The organism is Candidatus Pelagibacter sp. HIMB1505, from assembly GCF_052047915.1.
Classification (GTDB): Bacteria; Pseudomonadota; Alphaproteobacteria; order Pelagibacterales; family Pelagibacteraceae; genus Pelagibacter; species Pelagibacter communis_A.
Map to the genome: position 1 here is coordinate 319,608 of NZ_JBNAIR010000001.1, position 18,579 is coordinate 338,186.

General features: G+C 32.3%; 19 protein-coding genes. 17 read left to right on the top strand and 2 right to left on the bottom strand.

The window, feature by feature from the left end; translation table 11 throughout:
- Positions 1 to 8: 8 nt before the first annotated feature.
- From ACTTAU_RS01695 to ACTTAU_RS01730, 8 genes are all read left to right on the top strand, one after another.
- Positions 9 to 1,169: a TRAP transporter substrate-binding protein gene (locus ACTTAU_RS01695; RefSeq protein ID WP_438306130.1), complete on the top strand. Its 1,161-nt coding sequence runs from the start codon at positions 9 to 11 to the stop codon at positions 1,167 to 1,169.
- A gap of 85 nt (positions 1,170 to 1,254) precedes the next feature.
- Complete coding sequence (locus ACTTAU_RS01700; protein ID WP_172819959.1) at positions 1,255 to 1,842, top strand: TRAP transporter small permease subunit; 588 nt, start codon at positions 1,255 to 1,257, stop codon at positions 1,840 to 1,842.
- Complete coding sequence (locus tag ACTTAU_RS01705; RefSeq protein ID WP_085115000.1) at positions 1,832 to 3,193, top strand: TRAP transporter large permease; 1,362 nt, start codon at positions 1,832 to 1,834, stop codon at positions 3,191 to 3,193. Before ACTTAU_RS01700 ends, ACTTAU_RS01705 begins: the two co-directional genes overlap by 11 nt.
- Before the next feature lie 13 nt (positions 3,194 to 3,206).
- On the top strand, positions 3,207 to 4,532 hold the full coding sequence (locus ACTTAU_RS01710; RefSeq protein WP_438306127.1) for an amidase: 1,326 nt from the start codon (positions 3,207 to 3,209) through the stop codon (positions 4,530 to 4,532).
- The gene (locus ACTTAU_RS01715; RefSeq protein ID WP_172819960.1) at positions 4,533 to 4,709 is read left to right on the top strand and encodes a hypothetical protein; all 177 of its coding nucleotides are present in this window, start codon (positions 4,533 to 4,535) and stop codon (positions 4,707 to 4,709) included.
- Between the two features lie 14 nt (positions 4,710 to 4,723).
- Positions 4,724 to 5,626, top strand: a complete 903-nt coding sequence (locus ACTTAU_RS01720) for a DMT family transporter (RefSeq protein ID WP_438306264.1) — start codon at positions 4,724 to 4,726, stop codon at positions 5,624 to 5,626.
- Entirely contained in the window at positions 5,610 to 6,428 is an 819-nt protein-coding gene (locus tag ACTTAU_RS01725; RefSeq protein WP_438306125.1) for an alpha/beta hydrolase, read from the top strand. Before ACTTAU_RS01720 ends, ACTTAU_RS01725 begins: the two co-directional genes overlap by 17 nt.
- Before the next feature lie 49 nt (positions 6,429 to 6,477).
- The gene (locus ACTTAU_RS01730) at positions 6,478 to 7,041 is read left to right on the top strand and encodes a hypothetical protein (protein WP_438306123.1); all 564 of its coding nucleotides are present in this window, start codon (positions 6,478 to 6,480) and stop codon (positions 7,039 to 7,041) included.
- On the opposite strand, the gene ftsY is transcribed toward ACTTAU_RS01730, so the two are convergent.
- Together ftsY and dapF are read right to left on the bottom strand one after the other, a co-directional pair.
- A complete protein-coding gene (gene ftsY / locus ACTTAU_RS01735; RefSeq protein WP_438306121.1) occupies positions 7,034 to 7,951 on the bottom strand; it encodes a signal recognition particle-docking protein FtsY in 918 nt (305 codons plus the stop codon). The genes ACTTAU_RS01730 and ftsY overlap by 8 nt on opposite strands.
- Positions 7,951 to 8,775, bottom strand: coding sequence for a diaminopimelate epimerase (gene dapF / locus ACTTAU_RS01740; protein WP_438306119.1), 825 nt, complete (start codon positions 8,773 to 8,775; stop codon positions 7,951 to 7,953). The genes ftsY and dapF overlap by 1 nt, the downstream gene beginning before the upstream one ends.
- Before the next feature lie 161 nt (positions 8,776 to 8,936).
- On the opposite strand from dapF, the gene ffh reads away from it, so the two are divergent.
- The 9 genes from ffh to ACTTAU_RS01785 are packed head-to-tail and all read left to right on the top strand — an operon-like array spanning position 8,937 to position 18,578.
- Entirely contained in the window at positions 8,937 to 10,295 is a 1,359-nt protein-coding gene (gene ffh, locus ACTTAU_RS01745) for a signal recognition particle protein (protein WP_438306117.1), read from the top strand.
- Positions 10,296 to 10,304: 9 nt separating this feature from the next.
- A complete protein-coding gene (rpsP, locus tag ACTTAU_RS01750) occupies positions 10,305 to 10,793 on the top strand; it encodes a 30S ribosomal protein S16 (RefSeq protein WP_440632911.1) in 489 nt (162 codons plus the stop codon).
- Positions 10,794 to 10,807: 14 nt separating this feature from the next.
- Positions 10,808 to 11,494 carry a tRNA (guanosine(37)-N1)-methyltransferase TrmD gene (gene trmD / locus ACTTAU_RS01755; protein WP_438306113.1) on the top strand — a complete coding sequence of 229 codons (687 nt, stop codon included), beginning with the start codon at positions 10,808 to 10,810 and terminating at the stop codon, positions 11,492 to 11,494.
- Between the two features lie 15 nt (positions 11,495 to 11,509).
- On the top strand, positions 11,510 to 12,049 hold the full coding sequence (gene rplS / locus ACTTAU_RS01760; RefSeq protein WP_438306111.1) for a 50S ribosomal protein L19: 540 nt from the start codon (positions 11,510 to 11,512) through the stop codon (positions 12,047 to 12,049).
- 11 nt (positions 12,050 to 12,060) lie between these two features.
- A complete protein-coding gene (leuC, locus tag ACTTAU_RS01765) occupies positions 12,061 to 13,464 on the top strand; it encodes a 3-isopropylmalate dehydratase large subunit (protein ID WP_438306109.1) in 1,404 nt (467 codons plus the stop codon).
- Complete coding sequence (gene leuD / locus ACTTAU_RS01770) at positions 13,465 to 14,070, top strand: 3-isopropylmalate dehydratase small subunit (RefSeq protein WP_438306107.1); 606 nt, start codon at positions 13,465 to 13,467, stop codon at positions 14,068 to 14,070. It begins immediately after the preceding gene.
- Complete coding sequence (gene leuB / locus ACTTAU_RS01775) at positions 14,063 to 15,169, top strand: 3-isopropylmalate dehydrogenase (protein ID WP_085115012.1); 1,107 nt, start codon at positions 14,063 to 14,065, stop codon at positions 15,167 to 15,169. Before leuD ends, leuB begins: the two co-directional genes overlap by 8 nt.
- Positions 15,170 to 15,195: 26 nt before the next feature.
- Entirely contained in the window at positions 15,196 to 16,959 is a 1,764-nt protein-coding gene (locus ACTTAU_RS01780) for an acyl-CoA dehydrogenase (RefSeq protein ID WP_438306105.1), read from the top strand.
- Between the two features lie 2 nt (positions 16,960 to 16,961).
- Positions 16,962 to 18,578: an acyl-CoA synthetase gene (locus ACTTAU_RS01785; RefSeq protein WP_438306103.1), complete on the top strand. Its 1,617-nt coding sequence runs from the start codon at positions 16,962 to 16,964 to the stop codon at positions 18,576 to 18,578.
- Position 18,579 lies beyond the last annotated feature (1 nt).

Sequence of the window (18,579 nt, forward strand, 5' to 3'; positions counted from 1 at the left end):
GAGAAATAATGATTAAAGAAAAAAAATCATTGAAGAATACAACTTCTTCAAGACGTAAGTTCTTTAAGACTGCTGCTAAAGCTGGTGCTGTAGCTGCAGCTACAGTTGCAATGCCAAACATCGCAACTGCAGGTTCTCATGCTAAAGTATTAAAGATGCAAGCAGCTTGGCCAAGTGGAGCTAACATCTTTTTTGAAATGGCTGGGGACTACTGCAAAATGGTAGAGGAAATGTCTGGTGGTTCACTTAAGATTGACCTTCAACCAGTTGGTGCAGTTGTAAAAACTTCAGAAATCGGACAAGCGGTAAGTTCTGGTGTAGTAGATATGGGTCACTGGGTGACTGCATATTGGTATGGTAAAAACCCTGCTGCATCTTTATTTGGAACTGGTCCTTCATACGGTATGTCATCTCAAGAAGTTATGGGATGGATGGAATACGGCGGAGGTAGAGAACTATATGACGAAACTCTTGCAAAAGTTGGTTTTGATTACATTGGTTTCTTCCATATGCCTATGCCTGCACAGCCTTTTGGTTGGTTCAAAAAGAACGTAACTAAAGTATCTGATGTAAAAGGCATGAAGTACAGAACAGTTGGTCTTGCAACTAACGTTCTTACTGCAATGGGAATGGTCGTTAGACAATTACCGGGTGGTGAAATTCAACCAGCTATGAAAACTGGTTTGATTGAAGCTGCTGAGTTTAACAACCCAACTTCAGACTCTCAGTTTGGTATGCAAGATGTTTCTAAGCATTATCACTTAGGAAGTTTCCACCAATCTCAAGAGATGTTTGAGATTCCAGTTAACAAAAAAACATACAATAGCTTATCACCAGCGCATCAAGCAATTTTGAAAAATGCTGCTTATGCTGCAAACAGTGATAACTACTTTAAAGCTCTAGTAAGATACTCAAACGATCTTGCGAAGTTAATGAATGAGCATAAAGTAAATGTATACCAAACTTCAGACGCGATCCTAGCTGAGCAACTAAAAGGTTGGGATAAAGTGATCGGTGACTTCACTAAGAAAGATGCTTTCTTTAAGAAGATCGTAGACTCACAAAAAGCGTATGCTAAGAAAGTAATGAAGTACTTGCTGATGAATCAGCCGAATTACAAATTAGCTTATGAAAATGAGTTTGGACCTATTGGAAAAGTAAAAATCTAATAGATTTTAACGTTTTTTGAAAGGGGGCTTCGGCCCCCTTTTAGTTTGAATATTTTAAGCAATCCACTATTAATTAGAGCCTATGATGAGATCCTTTATTAAATTTGCTGATAATCTCAGTACGTCAATGGGAAAAGCCTTTTCATGGTGCATCGTAATTTTAATGGGTGGAACTTGTTATGAAGTTTTTATGGCTTACGCCCTAAATGCTCCAACACTATGGAATTTTGATTTTAGTTTGCAGATGTATGGAGCTATTTTTATGATGGCTGGTGCATACACTTTATCGACAGAAGCGCATGTTAGAGGAGATGTAATTTACAGATTGTTCAAACCAAGAACACAAGGTTGGATTGATTTAGTATTATATTTTATTTTCTTTTTCCCAGGTGTATTAGCTTTAGCATTTTATGGTTGGGATTATGCAGCTCTAGCGTGGAAGATTAAAGAGACTAGCTGGAACAGCCCAGCGCAAATTCAAATTTATATGGCAAAATCATTAATACCCTTGTCAGGTATTTTATTAACTATCCAGGGTATAAGCGAAGTATTTAGATCAATAATATGTATTCAAACTGGTCAATGGCCAGCGAGAATGGTTGTAGCAGAAGAAACTGAAAAAATTTTAATGAGAGCAGCAGAAGAGGGAGGAGAAACAAAAGATGTTATTTAGTTTAACTAATCCTGAAATAGCCATTTTGATGATGGGTTTATTTTTATTTGCTGTTCTTTTAGGTTTTCCGATTGCATTTACATTGATGGCAATGGGCTTAGGCTTTGGTTACTATGCTTATTTTGATCCAACAAAAATGGAACACCTATTTGATAATAGGATTTTCCAGCTTTTTGTTCAAAACACTTATACGGTAATGGATAATAACGTTCTTACCGCCGTCCCACTCTTTTTATTTATGGGTTATCTAGTTGAGAGAGCAGGAATAGTAGCTAAATTATTTTTTGCTATAAGATTAGCATCTCACAAATTACCAGCATCAATGGCAGTTGCTGCTTTAATTACATGCACATTATTTTCTACAGCAACAGGAATTATTGGTGCAGTTGTAACTCTAATGGGTCTTCTAGCTTGGCCAGCAATGGTTAAGGCTGGATACGACAAAAAGTTTGCATCTGGAATTATTTGTGCAGGTGGATGTTTAGGTATTTTAATTCCACCAAGTATTATGTTAATTGTATATTCGGTCATCGCACAACTTTCACCATTAAGGTTATTTGCAGCTGCAATATTTCCCGGATTAATGTTGGCTAGTTTATATATTGGATACGCAATTTTTAGAGCATGGTTAAATCCATCAATTGCTCCAAAACCAAGGGCAGAAGAAATTCCACCAACAGCTGTAATTATGAAAGAAGTGCTAATTTCGTTTTTACCATTGTTCTCACTTATAATACTTGTACTTGGAACAATTTTAGCTGGTATCGCAACTCCTGCGGAAGCTGCTGCAGTGGGTGCTTTTGGAGCACTGGTACTATCTTATTTTTATAAAACATTAAAATGGAAGAATTTTAAAGAATCTGTTTTCTTAACTGCAAAGACAACAGCGATGATAATGTGGTTATTCATCGGCTCATGGACATTTGCATCAGTATTCTCATATCTTGGAGGTCATGAAGTTTTTGAACATTTCTTTAAGTCACTAGATCTAGAGCCTTGGCAGTTTCTAATTATTACTCAAATAATTATATTTTTACTTGGATGGCCTTTAGAGTGGACGGAGATACTTATTATTTTTGTTCCTATATTTTTACCTTTAGTTGAATTTTTTGGAGTAAATCCATATTTCTTTGCAATGTTAATTGCATTAAATTTACAAACTTCTTTTTTAACTCCACCAATGGCAATGTCTGCCTATTATTTAAAAGGTGTTCAATCTAAAAATGTTGAACTAATGGAGATTTTTAAAGGAATTATGCCATTCTTAGGAATAGTCATATTAGCGATGGTATTAATGTATTTATTCCCTGGAATAGCTTTATGGTTACCAGAGACATTATTCGCAAATTAAATTTATTTATTAAATGAGTGATATCTTTTCTTTAAGTGTTGAGGAATTAGCCACAAAAATAAAAGATGCACAAATTACATCAGTTGAGGTTTGTGAACAGTACATAGATAGAATTAAAAAGTTTGATAAAGATATAAAAGCTTGGGCTCACTTTGATAAAAAACTTTTATTAGAAAAAGCAGTAGAGGCCGACAATCATAGAAGAGCTGGAAAATCTTTAGGACCGTTACATGGAATTCCGGTTGCTGTGAAAGATATCGTTGGAACAATAGATATGCCAACTGAATGTGGAACTACAATTAGAAAAGGTAAATCATACTCTCAAAATGCGGAGATTGTTGATTTATTACACTCAGCTGGTGCTATCGTGATGGGTAAAACCACTACTTCAGAACTTGCTTTTTTAGGTCCTTCAAAAACGACTAATCCACATGATAACTCTAGAACCCCTGGTGGATCTTCAAGTGGTTCAGCTGCGGCTGTTGCTTCTTTTATGGCTCCAGTTTCAATTGGATCTCAAACTGGAGGCTCAGTAATTAGACCAGCTTCTTATTGTGGGGTAGTTGGCTACAAACCTTCTTATGGATTAATTTCAAGAAATGGCGTTCTTAAAACTTCTTATCTTTTAGATCACATGGGCGTGTTTGGAAGAAAAGTAGAAGATGTTGCATTATTAGCAAAAGTTTTAATCAAAAAAGATCCTTACGATCCCGCGACCATATATTATTCTGCTGAAAACATCTTATCTGAAACAAAAAAAGGACCATTGTTTGAACCAAAGTTCATCTTTTATAAAACTGATCATTGGAAAATGATTGAAAAAAAATCAAGAGAGGCTTTTGAATATTTTATTAAATCTTTTAAAAATATTGAAACATTTGATACCCCATCTTATTTTAAGGATATTCATAAATACCATCAAATCATCCATGAGACAGACTTAGCAAATAATTTTTCTGTCTATTATAAAAAGTATAAAAAAAAATTATCGAGCTATATGCAAAAAGCCATTGCAAATGGAAATAAATATTCAGCAAAAGAATATGCAGAGGCAATAGATTTTATGAAAAGAAGCTATGAATCTTATCAAGAGGTATTTGAGGATTATCATGGTGTTTTATCTCCATCTAGTCCTGGTGTTGCTCCTAAAGGGCTGAAGAGCACGGGAACAGCAGAATTCAATAAAGTGTGGTCTTATCTTGGAACCCCTTGTATTTCTCTGCCTTTACTTGAAGGTGAAAATAAATTACCATTAGGGGTACAACTAATTGGAGATCGTTATGACGATCACAGATTTTTAGGTGTAGCAAGATGGCTAGAAAAGGAGTGTGAAGAATAGATGAATAAAATTACAACAATAATAGGTTTATCTTTTGCAATATTTTTTCTTGTTGGGTTAGCTACAACTTTAACAAAATCTATGATGATTGGATTTCTTGATGTATTACCTGTTTATTTATTAATGGGTATAGCAATCATCATGATGGTTTATGAAGCTTTTTTCGATAAAAGCTAAATCTTCTAAAATTGATCGATTATAAAAAAAACTCCTGGTCTTTTTTATTATTATTTATTCAGCCAATTTTTATGGCTAGCAATCTAGTTGTTGCAAGAGGTGGTGTAGAATTTGTTCCTCCGATATCTTTAGCATTCTGGAGATGGACAATTGTGTTTATTATTTTGCTTCCGTTTACATACTTTTCGTTAAAAAAAAATTTTAAAATTATTCAAAAAGAATATAAAAAATTATTTTTCTTAGGGGCAATGGGGTGTGGAGTTTGTGGAGCTTTCCCTTTTTTAGCTGGACAAACAACAACAGTTGCTAACATGGGTATAATTTATACTTCTTCGCCAATATTTATTATTTTAATTTCCGCTTTATTTTTTAGTGAAAAAATAACTCTAACTAAAGTAATTGGATTAATTGCTTGCTTGATAGGAGTTTTTGCAATTATTATTAAAGGAGATTTGGAACTGTTGATCAATCTGAGATTTACTATAGGTGATTTATGGATGCTTGCAGCTGCAATAGGGTGGGCTTTATATTCTATTTATTTATTTTATTGGAAAACAGAATTAGAAATATTCCAAAGATTTACTCTGATCGCTCTCTTTGGAGCGATAAGTTTATTGCCATTTTATATTGCTGAAGAATTATATTTTCAAAAAACAGTATTTAATAATGAGTTTCTCTTTTGGACAGTATTCGCTGCTATTTCACCAGGAATAATTGCATTTACTTTATATACATTAGCTCAAAAACAATTAGGTGCATCATTGACTGGATTTACACTTTATATTTTCACAGTTTATGCAGCAATTTATGGTTATATACTCTTTGATGAACAACTAGAGAGTTATCATTATCTGGGAACAGTACTTGTATTTTTTGGAGTGTATTTAGCCAAAAAAAAAGATGATAAAAAAACTTAAAAAAAATATCTTGCAGTTATTAATAGCAATAGCACTAGTTTATTTAGCAGTAGTAATTTCAATTTACTTTTATCAAAGAAAACTTTTGTATCATCCAAATGAAAATAATTATTTTGGAGATAAATTAACAGTTGATGTTGAAAATGTTAAAATACAAACCTTAGATGGTTTGAGTTTAAATGGATGGTTTCATGAAAAAGACTTACAAAATTTAAAAACTTTAGTTTTTTTTCATGGAAATGCAGGAACATTAGATAACAGAATATACAAGCTCAATCATTTCAAAGATATTGATATTAATTTTCTAATAATTGCTTGGCGAGGTTTCTCTGGAAATGAAGGTAAACCCACAGAAGAAGGCCTTTATATTGATGGTCGGAGTGTAGTTAACTGGATTATTAATAAAGGAGTAAAAGAAGAAAATATAATATTATATGGAGAGTCTTTGGGCACAGGTATTGCAACTGAAATTGCACAAAATAAAAAATATGGTGGATTAATTTTAGAAACACCGTTTACTTCAATGGTAGCTGCTGCAAAAAATTTTTATCCATACTTGCCGGTAAGTATTTTGTTAAAAGATAGATATGAAAATGATAAAAAAATAGAAAATATAAATATGCCAACAATGGTTTTGCATGGAAAAAAAGATACAATTGTTCCATTTGCAATGGGCCAAAAAATTTTTGAAATATCCAAAGAACCTAAATATTCCTATTTTACAGAATATGACAATCATATGATGGAATATGATGAACAGCTAATAACTGCTTTAAAAAGATTTTTTACAAGTTTAAATTAAGCCACAATCTAAACAAATATAATTCTAAATTTCATTTTATATTTTTAAAATGAAAAAATTTTTTATTTTAACCATTTTAATATTGAATTCTTTTAACGTTGTATTTGCGAAAGATTATGAATTTAAAGCTGAAGATTTATTTTATTTAGATCAAATGAATTCACACAATCAAGATTTTGCATTGTATTTTAAATCTAGAGAAAAATCAGTTTTAGCAAGAGGTGAAACTGCTAATTATATTAATGATTATCCTAAAGATCTTTATATTTATGATTATAAATCAAAAAAATCATCTCCTCTAATTTCCTATGAATGGTTTCCTGCTCAGGCAAGATATTATTTAGAAGAGTACGATTTTCCAGTTTTTCCAGATGATTTTGCTTATTATTTACTTAAAGATAATCAAACTCTAATAATGATAAGTGCTGTTAAAAGTTTAAAAGCAAATTTTAAATTTGATATAAATAAAAAAAAATTAGAGCTTTATCCATCTAATGGAAAATTTGACTTTATCATTTCTTCGTTTGCAAAAAATTGTGGTCACTCAAATTTAGAGGATAACTATAAGTGCAGTCTACACAAGCCACTAATTTCTAGTAATTTAATTAACTAGTTTGAATAAAAGTATTCGCAAATATTTCAGCATTAAATATTTGTAGGTCATCCTCTTTTTCACCTAAACCAAGGGCAACAATTGGAAGTTTATATTTTTTCGCAACAGCTAATAAAATTCCACCTTTTGCAGTGCCATCTAATTTGGTCATAACAATCCCAGTAATTGGAATAATTTTATTAAACTCTTCTACTTGATTGATTACATTTTGACCTGAAGTTGCATCTAAAACTAAAATAACATCATGAGGAGCCTCAGGATCAATTTTTTTTGTAACATTTGCGATTTTTTTATACTCTTCCATTAAATTTTTTTTGTTTTGTAATCTTCCAGCAGTATCAATTAAAACTTGGTCAAAATTATTTTTTAAAGCCTCATCAATTGCTTTGTAGGCAACAGAAGCTGGATCAGAACCTTGAGAAGATTTTGTAATATTAACATCAATTTTTTTTGCCCACATTTCTAATTGTTCAATTGCTGCTGCCCTAAATGTATCTGAGGCAGCAAGCATAATTTTGTTACCATTTGATTTTAAAATTTTACTTATTTTTCCAATAGTTGTTGTTTTGCCAACTCCATTAACACCAGAAACCAAAGTTGCATTCAATTTATCTTTTTTATTAAAAAAATTTTCATTTTCTAATGGTTTCATTAATGTCACAATATATTCTTTAAGTATTAAATTTATTTCATCTTTTAAATCTTTGCTGGGGTCAATTTTTTTTTCAGAAATTATAGATTTTATTTCTGCTGAAGCTGCAACACCTACATCTGACTGAATTAGAAAATCTTCAATATCATTTAGACTTTTGTCATCTAGTTCTTTTTTGACAATTATTTCTTTTAGACCACTTGTAAAAGCAGCTGCACTTTTTTGAAAACCAATTTTAAACTTATCAAATATTCCCATTACAATTTAATATCTATTTTTTTTATATCAGAGACAGGGCCTTTCATTTTAATAAAATTATTTTGATCTATTGAAATAGATAAATTTCCTGTTTTAAATTCTATATCAACTTGGTTAGATGAAAGGTTATGTATTAATCCTGCAAATGCAGTAGCACAAGCAGCTGTTCCACATGCCTTAGTTAATCCAGCGCCACGCTCCCATACTTTAACTTTTATTAATTTTTCATTTATTAACTGTGCAATAGTTACATTGCATCTTTCAGGAAATAATTCATGCTTTTCTATAATTGGTCCAATTTTTTCAATATTAAAATTTTCTAAATTATTTACAAAAAAAACTACATGCGGATTGCCAACACTGATTGCTGTTCCACCGATATGTGATTTGTTATCATTATCAAGAATTTCAATTTGTAAATTTCTTGTATCTACATTTTTTGAAAGTGGTATTTCATTCCAGTTAGTTTTTCCAAATCCAATACCAGTTTCAACTAGATTTTTCCCTAATATATCTGATTTAAGTTCTCCAGCAGATGTAACTAAAGAAATATTATTTTTACCATTTTCTTTTGATAAAAGATCAGCAACACATCTTGTGCCATTTCCACATGCACCAGATGCACTTCCATCTGAATTAAAAAAATTTATTTTTGCATCAGACTTGTCATCATTATTTATAATGATGAGCTGATCGCATCCTATGAATTTTCTGTCACAAATTTTTAAAATTTGCTCTTTGTTTAGATTAATTGGATTTGATCTATTATCTATGATTACAAAATCATTACCTAAACCATCCATTTTGTATGCACTAAATTCCATATTTAGTTATTTAACTTATTTATTGACTTTTTGTAGCTCTATTATAGTTTGCAGCAGTTTCCGCAAAAACATTAAATTTGCGGTGTCTTTGGAAACAAAGAGATCGACACTAGTCAGCGAGGGTTCGCCCACTAGTGCGATTACTGCTGTGTGTAATAAATATGTTTGAAAATTTAACAAATAAATTTGAAGAAATATTTTCTTCTTTAAAAAAGGCTCCATCTCTTGATGAAAAACAAGTTGATGAAGGTTTAAGAGGAATTAGACAAGCTTTATTAGAGGCAGATGTTTCTCTTGATGTAGCCAAAGCATTTATTGAGAAAGTAAAACCAAAAGCCTTAGGTCAAGAAATCATAAGATCTACTTCACCTGGTGATATGGTTGTTAAAATTGTTTATGATGAGCTTGTAAGCTTACTAGGCGATAGTAATGCAGATATAAATTTAAATGCAGTTCCGCCAGTTCCAATGATGCTTGTTGGACTTCAAGGATCTGGAAAAACCACAACTACAGCAAAATTAGCTAAATTTTTAGAGTCTAATAAAAAGAAAAAGGTGATGATGGTAAGTTTGGACATTTATAGACCAGCAGCACAAGAACAATTAAGATCTTTAGGTGAACAAAACAATATTTTAACACTACCCATCATAGAAGGCCAACAGCCTGCAGATATTTGTCAAAGAGCTATTAGTGCTGCAAGCCTTAATGGAGCAGATGTAATTCTATTTGATACTGCTGGAAGAACTCAAATTGACTTACAAATGATGAGTGAAATCAAACAAATTGAAAAAATAATTAATCCTGCTGAAACAATTTTAGTCGCTGACTCACTAACAGGTCAAGTCGCAGCCTCTGTTGCAAAAGAATTTAAAAATACAGTCAACCTATCAGGAATTATCCTAACTAGAGCAGACGGTGATGCAAGAGGTGGTGCTGCGGTTAGTATGAAATATATATCTGAAGTACCAATAAAGTTTTTAGGAATTGGTGAAAAAATCGATAATTTTGAAGTGTTTCATCCAGAGAGGATTGCTAACAGAATTCTTGGAATGGGAGATATAGTTTCTCTTGTAGAAAAAGCTGCTCAAGACTTAGGAGAAGAAAAAATTAAACAAGCAGAGGAAAACCTTAAAAAAGGTCAATTCTCTATGGAAGATTATTTAACTCAATTAAGACAGATGAAAAAAATGGGAGGCATTGAGGGAATAATGTCTTTTATGCCTGGTGTATCAAAAATAAAATCTCAAATGGATTCAGCTGGAATTGATGAAAGCATCATTACAAAAAATGAAGCTATAATTTTATCAATGACAAAAAAAGAAAGAGAGAACCCAAAGATAATTGATGGTTCGAGAAAAAAAAGAATTGCTAATGGCTCTGGTACAGATCCAGCCACTATCAATAAATTGTTAAAGCAATTTAAAATGATGTCTGAAATGATGAAAAAGATGTCTAAAGGAAATCTGAAAGGTATGTCTGACAAAGGAATACCACCAGAGCTATTTAATCAATTAAAATAAGGAGAGACAATGTTAAAACTAAGACTATCAAGAGGAGGAACTAAAAAAAGACCAGTCTATAAAGTAGTTGTTGCAGATAGTAGATTTGCAAGAGACGGAAGATTTATTGAAAAGGTTGGTTTTTTTAATCCTTTATTACCTAAAGAAAAAAAAGAAAGAGTTGGACTTGAGGCTGAAAGAATTAAGTATTGGTTAGGCCAAGGCGCACAACCTACAACAAGAGTTGCAAGAATTTTAGGTGAAAATGATTTAATCCCTATGCCTGCTAATGGAAATAATCCTAAAAAAGCTGTTCCAAAAAAAGATAGAAAAAAAGAAGGTGAAGAAGCAGCACCAGCAGCAGAGGCTCCTAAAGCAGAGGCAGCACCAGCAGCAGAAGCTCCTAAAGAGGAAGCTCCTAAAGCAGAGGCAGCACCAGCAGCAGAAGCTCCTAAAGAGGAAGCTCCTAAAGCAGAGGCAGCACCAGCAGCAGAAGCTCCTAAAGAAGAGGGAAAATAGTTTTATAATTTGTCATGTGGCAATCTCAAATTTTTACACTTTATCCTGAATTTTTTCCGGGCCCCTTAAACAAAGGTTTATATGGCAAGGCTCTAGAAAAAAAAATATGGAGTATAAAAGTTAATAACATTCGAGATGCTGCAAACGATAAACATAAAACTGTAGATGATACTCCATACGGAGGAGGTTCTGGTATGGTTTTAAAACCAGATGTTCTGGCAAATTCTTTAGATTTAAACAAAGTAGAAGGTGAAAGAGTTTTTTATTTGTCTCCAAGAGGAAGAAAATTTGATCAAGCTTTTGCACAAGAGTTATCTAAAGAAAAATCAATAGCATTAATTTGTGGTCATTTTGAAGGTGTAGATGAAAGAATTCTTTCTACTAGAAATATAGAAGAGATAAGCATCGGTGATTACGTATTATCTGGAGGAGAGACAGCTGCATTTGTTGTGTTGGATAGTATTCTAAGACTGTTGCCTGGAGTATTAGGGAATGAAAAATCTGTAGATGACGAAAGCTTTCAAAATGGATTATTGGAATATCCTCAGTACACAAAACCTCAAATTTGGGAGGAAAAATCAGTGCCAGACGTGCTTTTATCCGGTGATCACAACAAAATTAAAGACTGGCGTTTATCACAATCTGAGGCTATAACACGCGTCCGAAGACCAGATTTATGGCAAAAATATAAGAACAATTAATTGATAAATATTAAAATGAAAACGATTGAAGAGATAAATAAACATAACGTAACAAAGATTTTATCTGAAAAGAAAATCCCACAATTTTACCCAGGTGATGTTGTTAAGGTTGGAGTAAGAATTACAGAGGGAAAAAAAGAGAGAATTCAGTATTTCGAAGGAGTTTGTATTGCAAAAAAAAATAGAGATATAAATTCTTCTTTTACTGTAAGAAAAATTTCATTTGGTGAAGGTGTTGAGAGAACATTCCCTTTATATGGTCCAGTAATTGACTCAATTAAAGTTATAAGATCTGGAAAAGTAAGAAGAGCTAAACTTTACTACTTAAGAGACAGAACTGGTAAATCAGCAAGAATTGCAGAGAAAATTAGAAAAAAAATTGGAATTGATGTTGATGTGAAACCGGAAACAGTAACAGAGGAAAATGTTGCTCCAGCAACTGAGGCTCCAAAAGAAGAAGCTCCTAAAGCAGAGGCAGCATCAGCAGCTGAAGCTCCAAAAGAGGAAGCTGTTAAAACTGAGCAAACTAAAGAAAGTACTCCAGAAAAAAAATAATTTTTTTTTCAATGCCTACAACTCTTTACGATAAAATTTGGAACGATCATCTAGTTGATCAACAAGATGATGGCACTTCGTTATTATTTGTTGATAGGCATTTAGTTCATGAAGTAACTAGTCCCCAAGCATTTGAAGGTTTAAGAAATTCTAAAAGAAAAGTAAGACATCCAGAACTAACATTAGCTGTAGCAGATCATAATGTACCAACAACAGATCGTTCAAAAGGAATTGCAGATGAAGAATCAAAAATTCAAGTAGATACGTTAGAGGCGAATTGTAAGGAATTTGGAGTTCAACTATTTGGTATGGACGATAAAAGACAGGGTATTGTTCATATAATAGGTCCTGAGCAAGGTTTTACTCAACCTGGCACAGTAATAGTTTGTGGAGATAGTCATACGGCAACACACGGCGCTTTTGGCTCCCTTGCATTTGGAATTGGAACATCAGAAGTAGAGCACGTTCTCGCCACTCAAACACTAGTTCAAAAAAAAGCAAAAAATTTTAGAATTAATGTGAATGGAAAACTACCTATAGGAGTAACATCAAAAGATGTCATTTTACAAATAATCGGAAAAATAGGTACTGCTGGTGGAACTGGATGTGTTATCGAGTATGCTGGCGATCTAATAACATCTTTGAGTGTTGAACAAAGAATGACTATTTGCAATATGACTATTGAAGGCGGTGCTAGAGCGGGACTTATAGCACCAGATCAAAAAATTTTTGATTACTTAAAAGGAAAACCAATGTCACCTAAAGGTGATAAATGGGATAAAGCAGTAGAATATTGGAAAACATTAAAAACTGATGAAGGAGCAGTTTTTGATAAAGAAATTAATCTTGATGCAAGCGAAATATCTCCAATGATTACATGGGGAACATCACCACAAGATGTAATAACTATAGATGAAAAAGTTCCAAATCCAGATAATGAAAAGGATGAAGATAGAAAGAATTCGATTGAGAGATCATTAAATTATATGGGATTAAAGCCTAATATGTCTGCCAAGGATATTAAAATTGATAAAGTTTTTATAGGAAGTTGTACAAACGGAAGAATAGAGGATCTAAGAGAAGCTGCAAAGATTCTTAAAGATAAAAAAATATCATCAAATGTGCATGCAATGGTAGTACCTGGTTCAGGTCTTGTAAAAGAACAAGCAGAACAAGAAGGTTTAGATAAAATTTTTGTTGAGTCAGGCTTTGAATGGAGAGAGCCTGGTTGTTCAATGTGTCTTGCAATGAATGCAGATAAATTAAAGCCAGAAGAAAGATGCGCTTCGACTTCAAATAGAAATTTTGAAGGTAGACAAGGTAGAGGTGGCAGAACGCATTTAGTAAGTCCAGGAATGGCTGCAGCTGCAGCAATATCTGGAAGTTTAGATGATGTTAGAAAGTATCAAAATTAAATGCAAAAATTTACAACATTAAAAAGTATACCAGCATATCTTCCTATAGTTAATATAGACACTGATATGATCATCCCAAAACAGTTTCTGAAAACAATTAAAAGAACAGGTTTAGGAAAAAATTTATTTTTTGAAATGAGGTATGATGATCAAGGAAAAGTTATTGATAATTTTGTCTTAAATCAAGAACCTTTTAATCAATCTAAGATTTTAATTGCAGGAAAAAATTTTGGATGCGGATCTTCAAGAGAGCACGCTCCATGGGCATTACTAGATTTTGGTATTACCTGTGTGATTAGTTCAAGTTTTGCCGATATTTTTTATAGCAACTGTTTCAAAAATGGAATTTTACCAATCATTCTTCCTGAAGATAAAATTAAAGAAATCTCTGAGTATGCAAATAGAAAAGAAGAAATTTCTATAGATCTAAATGATGAAAAAATTATTTATGGAAATAATGAGGTTCAATTTAAAATAGATTCATTTAAAAAGAAATGTTTATTAGAGGGTTTAGATGACATCGCTTTATCATTAAAAAAATCTGATAAAATTGAAAGTTTTGAGAAAAACTTGAAAGAAAAAAAACCCTGGATTTTTAATGATTAAAGTTAGAAAAAGAAAAATCCTTTTACTACCAGGTGATGGTATTGGCCCAGAAGTAATTGGAGAAGTAAAAAAAATCATTAAATGGTTTAATGAAAAAAAATCTTTAGACTTTGAAATTGATGAAGATTTAGCAGGTGGATGCTCTTACGATAAGCATGGAACGCCAATTACTGATGAAGTTTTTTATAAAGCATTGGAAAGCGCGGTTGTTATGCTTGGTGCGGTTGGTGGTCCAAAATGGGATGATGTTGAATTCTCAAAAAAACCTGAAAGAGCTTTGTTAAAATTAAGAAAAGAGTTAAAGCTTTTCGCAAACTTAAGACCAGCAATTTGTTTTGAACAATTGGTTGATGCATCTACTCTTAAGCCAGAAGTAGTCTCTGGTCTTGATATTATGATCGTAAGAGAGCTTACAGGTGGAATTTATTTTGGAGAACCAAGAGGTATAAAACCAATTGAAAATGGTGAAAGAAAAGGAATTAATACACATACATACACAACAAGTGAAATCACAAGAGTTGCAAGAGTAGCTTTTGATCTTGCAAAAAAAAGATCAAACAAAGTTACTTCTTGTGAAAAATCTAATGTAATGGAAGCAGGACTATTGTGGAAAGAAGAAGTTCAGGCACTACATGATAGTGAATATAAAGATGTGGAGTTAAGCCATATGTTAGCTGACAATTGTGCAATGCAACTTTTAAGAAATCCAAAACAATTTGATGTAATAGTCACAGACAATTTGTTTGGTGACATGTTGTCAGACCAAGCTTCAATGTTAACTGGTTCTCTAGGTCTTTTGCCATCAGCATCTTTAGGTGCAAAAAATAAGGATGGTGAAATGAGAGCAATGTATGAACCAATTCATGGTTCAGCCCCAGATATAGCAGGCAAAGGTCTTGCTAATCCAATTGCAACTATTTTAAGTTTTGCAATGGCTCTTAGATACTCACTTGATTTAGATAAAGAAGCAGATTTATTAGAAAATGCAGTACAAAAAGTTCTTAATGATGGTCTTAGAACAAAAGATATTATGTCTGAGGGTAAAAAAGAAGTTTCAACTTCTCAAATGGGTGATGCAATTATTTCAAAATTGCAATAATTAACTAATTCAACTAAACTAATTTAATGCCGATCTACAATGCACCAGTAGAAGATATGATGTTTCTCTTTGAAAAATTAAGAGATAACAAAAATTATAATGAAATTGAGAGATATAAAGAAGTTACTCCCGATCTTGTAAAAGATATTTTAGAGGAAGCAGCTAAGATAAATCAAAACTTAATATTGCCTCTAGCAAAAGCAGGAGATGAAAATCCTGCAGTTTTAGAAAATGGAGTTGTAAGAACTCCCCCAGGATATAAAGATGCCTACAAAAAGTATATTGAAGACGGTTGGACATCTTTATCATGCGATCCAAAGTATGGGGGTCAGGGCATGCCTAAAACTGTAAGTGCTTTTTTTGATGAAATGTTATCGTCTGCAAGTTTATCTTTTAAGCTTTATAGCGAATTAAGTATTGGCGCATATAACTGTATTAATCATCATGCAACTGACGAAATAAAAGATAAGTATTTACCAAAAATAGTAGAAGGCAAATGGAGTGGCACAATGTGTTTAACAGAGCCTGTATGTGGTACAGATTTGGGTCTACTTAAAACAAAAGCAGTTTCTCAAGCAGATGGCACTTATAAAATAAGTGGTCAAAAAATCTTTATTACTTCAGGAGATCATGATCTGACTGAAAACATTATTCATTTAGTTTTAGCAAGAGCATCAGACTCACCAGCTGGCACTAAAGGAATAAGTTTATTTTTAGTTCCAAAATTTTTGGTTAAAGAAGATGGAGTAATTGGCCCAAGAAATGGAATTTCAACAGGATCAATAGAAAACAAGATGGGAATTAAAGGTTCTGCAACATGTGTTTTAAACTTTGATGAGGCTACTGGATATATGATTGGTCAAAAGGATAAAGGTCTTAATGCGATGTTTACCATGATGAATCTAGAGAGAATAGTTGTTGGAATTCAAGGATTAGGAATTTCTGAAATTGCTTATCAAAACTCTTTAGCTTATGCAAAGGAGCGAAAGCAGGGAAAAACTAACGACACTAAATCAACAAATGGTGCTGATTTCATTATAGAACATGCCGATATACGAAGATCTCTATTAAATATGAAATCTATTATTGAGGGAGAGAGAGCACTTTGTTTTTGGTTATCTCAACAAACAGAAGTAAGTCTTCATCATGCAGATGAAAAAATAAAGCAAGAAGCATCTGATTATGTTTCGTTAATGACACCAGTAGTAAAATCTCTTTTTACTGATTTGGCAGTTGAAATTACAAATGATGCTATGCAAATTCATGGCGGATATGGATATACAAAAGATCAGGGAATTGAACAGTTTTACAGAGATAATAGAATAACTCCTATTTATGAAGGAACAAATTCTGTCCAAGCTGCAGATTTAGTCTTTAGAAAACTATCTAATAGAAATGGCAATATCATCAACAGGTTTTTAGAGATGATTAAATTAGAGTGTCAGAGTGAAAATGAAAAAATTAAACCATTTACTAAAGAATTTAATTATTATCACGATCTCTTAAGCAAATTTAGTAACTGGATTGAAGATAAGAATAAAACAGAAAAAGATGATGTTAGTGCTGCTGCTAATGATTATTTAAGAACCCTAGGATATGTTTCAGTTGCATATGCTTGGATAAAAGTTTTAGAGGCTAGTTATAAAAATTTTGATGAAAATAAAGAATTTTATGAAGATAAAATAAGTACTGCTAAATTTTATTTTGAAAAAGTTTTACCAAGATCCGAACAACATTATAAAACAGCGATCTCCGGAAGTTCTAACATAATGAAATTTAAATTTAACTAATCATGAACAATTACGAAATAAATTTAGATAAAAATAAAGCTAATTATGTTCCTTTAACACCACTTACCTTTTTGCAAAGAGCTAAAGATATCTATCCAAATTATGAAGCAATTGTTTATGAGGATAGAAAATATACTTGGAGTGAAGTTTATAAAAGAGCCACAAAATTTGCTAGTGCATTAGAGAAATTAGGTGTTGGCAAGGGAGATACGGTTTCATTTTTAGCCTTTAATACGCCAGAAATTTTTGAGGCTCATTATTCTGTTCCTATGACAGGAGGTGTTCTGAACACAATAAATATTAGATTAGATGCAAATACAATAAGTTATATTTTAAACCACAGTGAAGCAAAAGTCTTGGTTGTTGATAGACAACTTCACCATGAGGTTAAAAAAGCATTAAGCAAAGTTGATAAAAAAATTACAATCATAGACATTCATGATAAATTTGCAGATCAGTCTAAGTTAGAAAAAATTGGAGAGTTAGAATATGAAAGTTTTTTGGCAACTGGAGACGACAATTATCAATTAAAAATGCCTGAAGATGAATGGCAATCTATTTCTTTAAGCTATACTTCTGGAACTACTGGAAACCCTAAAGGTGTTGTATATCATCATAGAGGGTCATATTTGATGGCTACTGGAAGTGCTGTAGCTTGGAACATGCCAAATAGACTTAATTTCTTAACGATTGTCCCAATGTTTCATTGTAATGGATGGTGTTATCCTTGGACAGTGCCAATGTTAAATGGCAGAACAATTTGTCTTAGAAATATAGATGTAAAAAAAATTTTTGAGTTAATTGATAAATATAAAGTTACTCATTTTGGAGGAGCTCCAATAGTTTTAAATATGATAACTGGAGCACCAGAAGCTGATAGAAAAAAACTTAATCACAAAGTTCATGTTTTAACTGCAGGTGCTCCGCCGCCTAGTATAATTTTTAAAAAAATGAAAGATTTAGGTTTTGAAGTAATGCATGTTTATGGATTAACAGAAACCTATGGACATGTAACTCAATGTGCATGGAATGATGAATGGAATGATTTTGATGAAGATAAGCAGAACGAAATTAAAGCAAGACAAGGCGTAAGATATCCAAATCTTGAAGGAGCAACTATTATGGATCCTGAAACCATGAAAGAAGTACCTAAAGATGGAAAAACTATTGGTGAAATTATGCTTAGAGGCAATGTGGTAATGAAAGGGTATTTTAAAGATAAAGAGGCAACAGAAAAAGCTATGGCAGGAGGGTGGTTTCACTCTGGAGATCTAGCAGTGATGCATCCCGATGGATATATTAAGATACAAGATAGATCAAAAGATATCATCATTTCAGGTGGAGAAAATATTTCCTCTATTGAAATTGAAAATACTTTGTCAAAACATCCTTCAGTTTCAATAGCAGCGGTTGTTGCAAAACCTGATGAAAAATGGGGTGAAGTACCTTGTGCATTTATTGAAATGGTTAAAGACAAACCTGTTACAGAAAAAGAATTGATAGATTTTTGTAGAGAAACTTTAGCAGGCTTTAAAGTTCCAAAAGAAGTGGTTTTTTGTGAATTACCTAAAACGTCTACTGGCAAAATTCAAAAATTTGAATTGAGAAAAAAATTTTAGG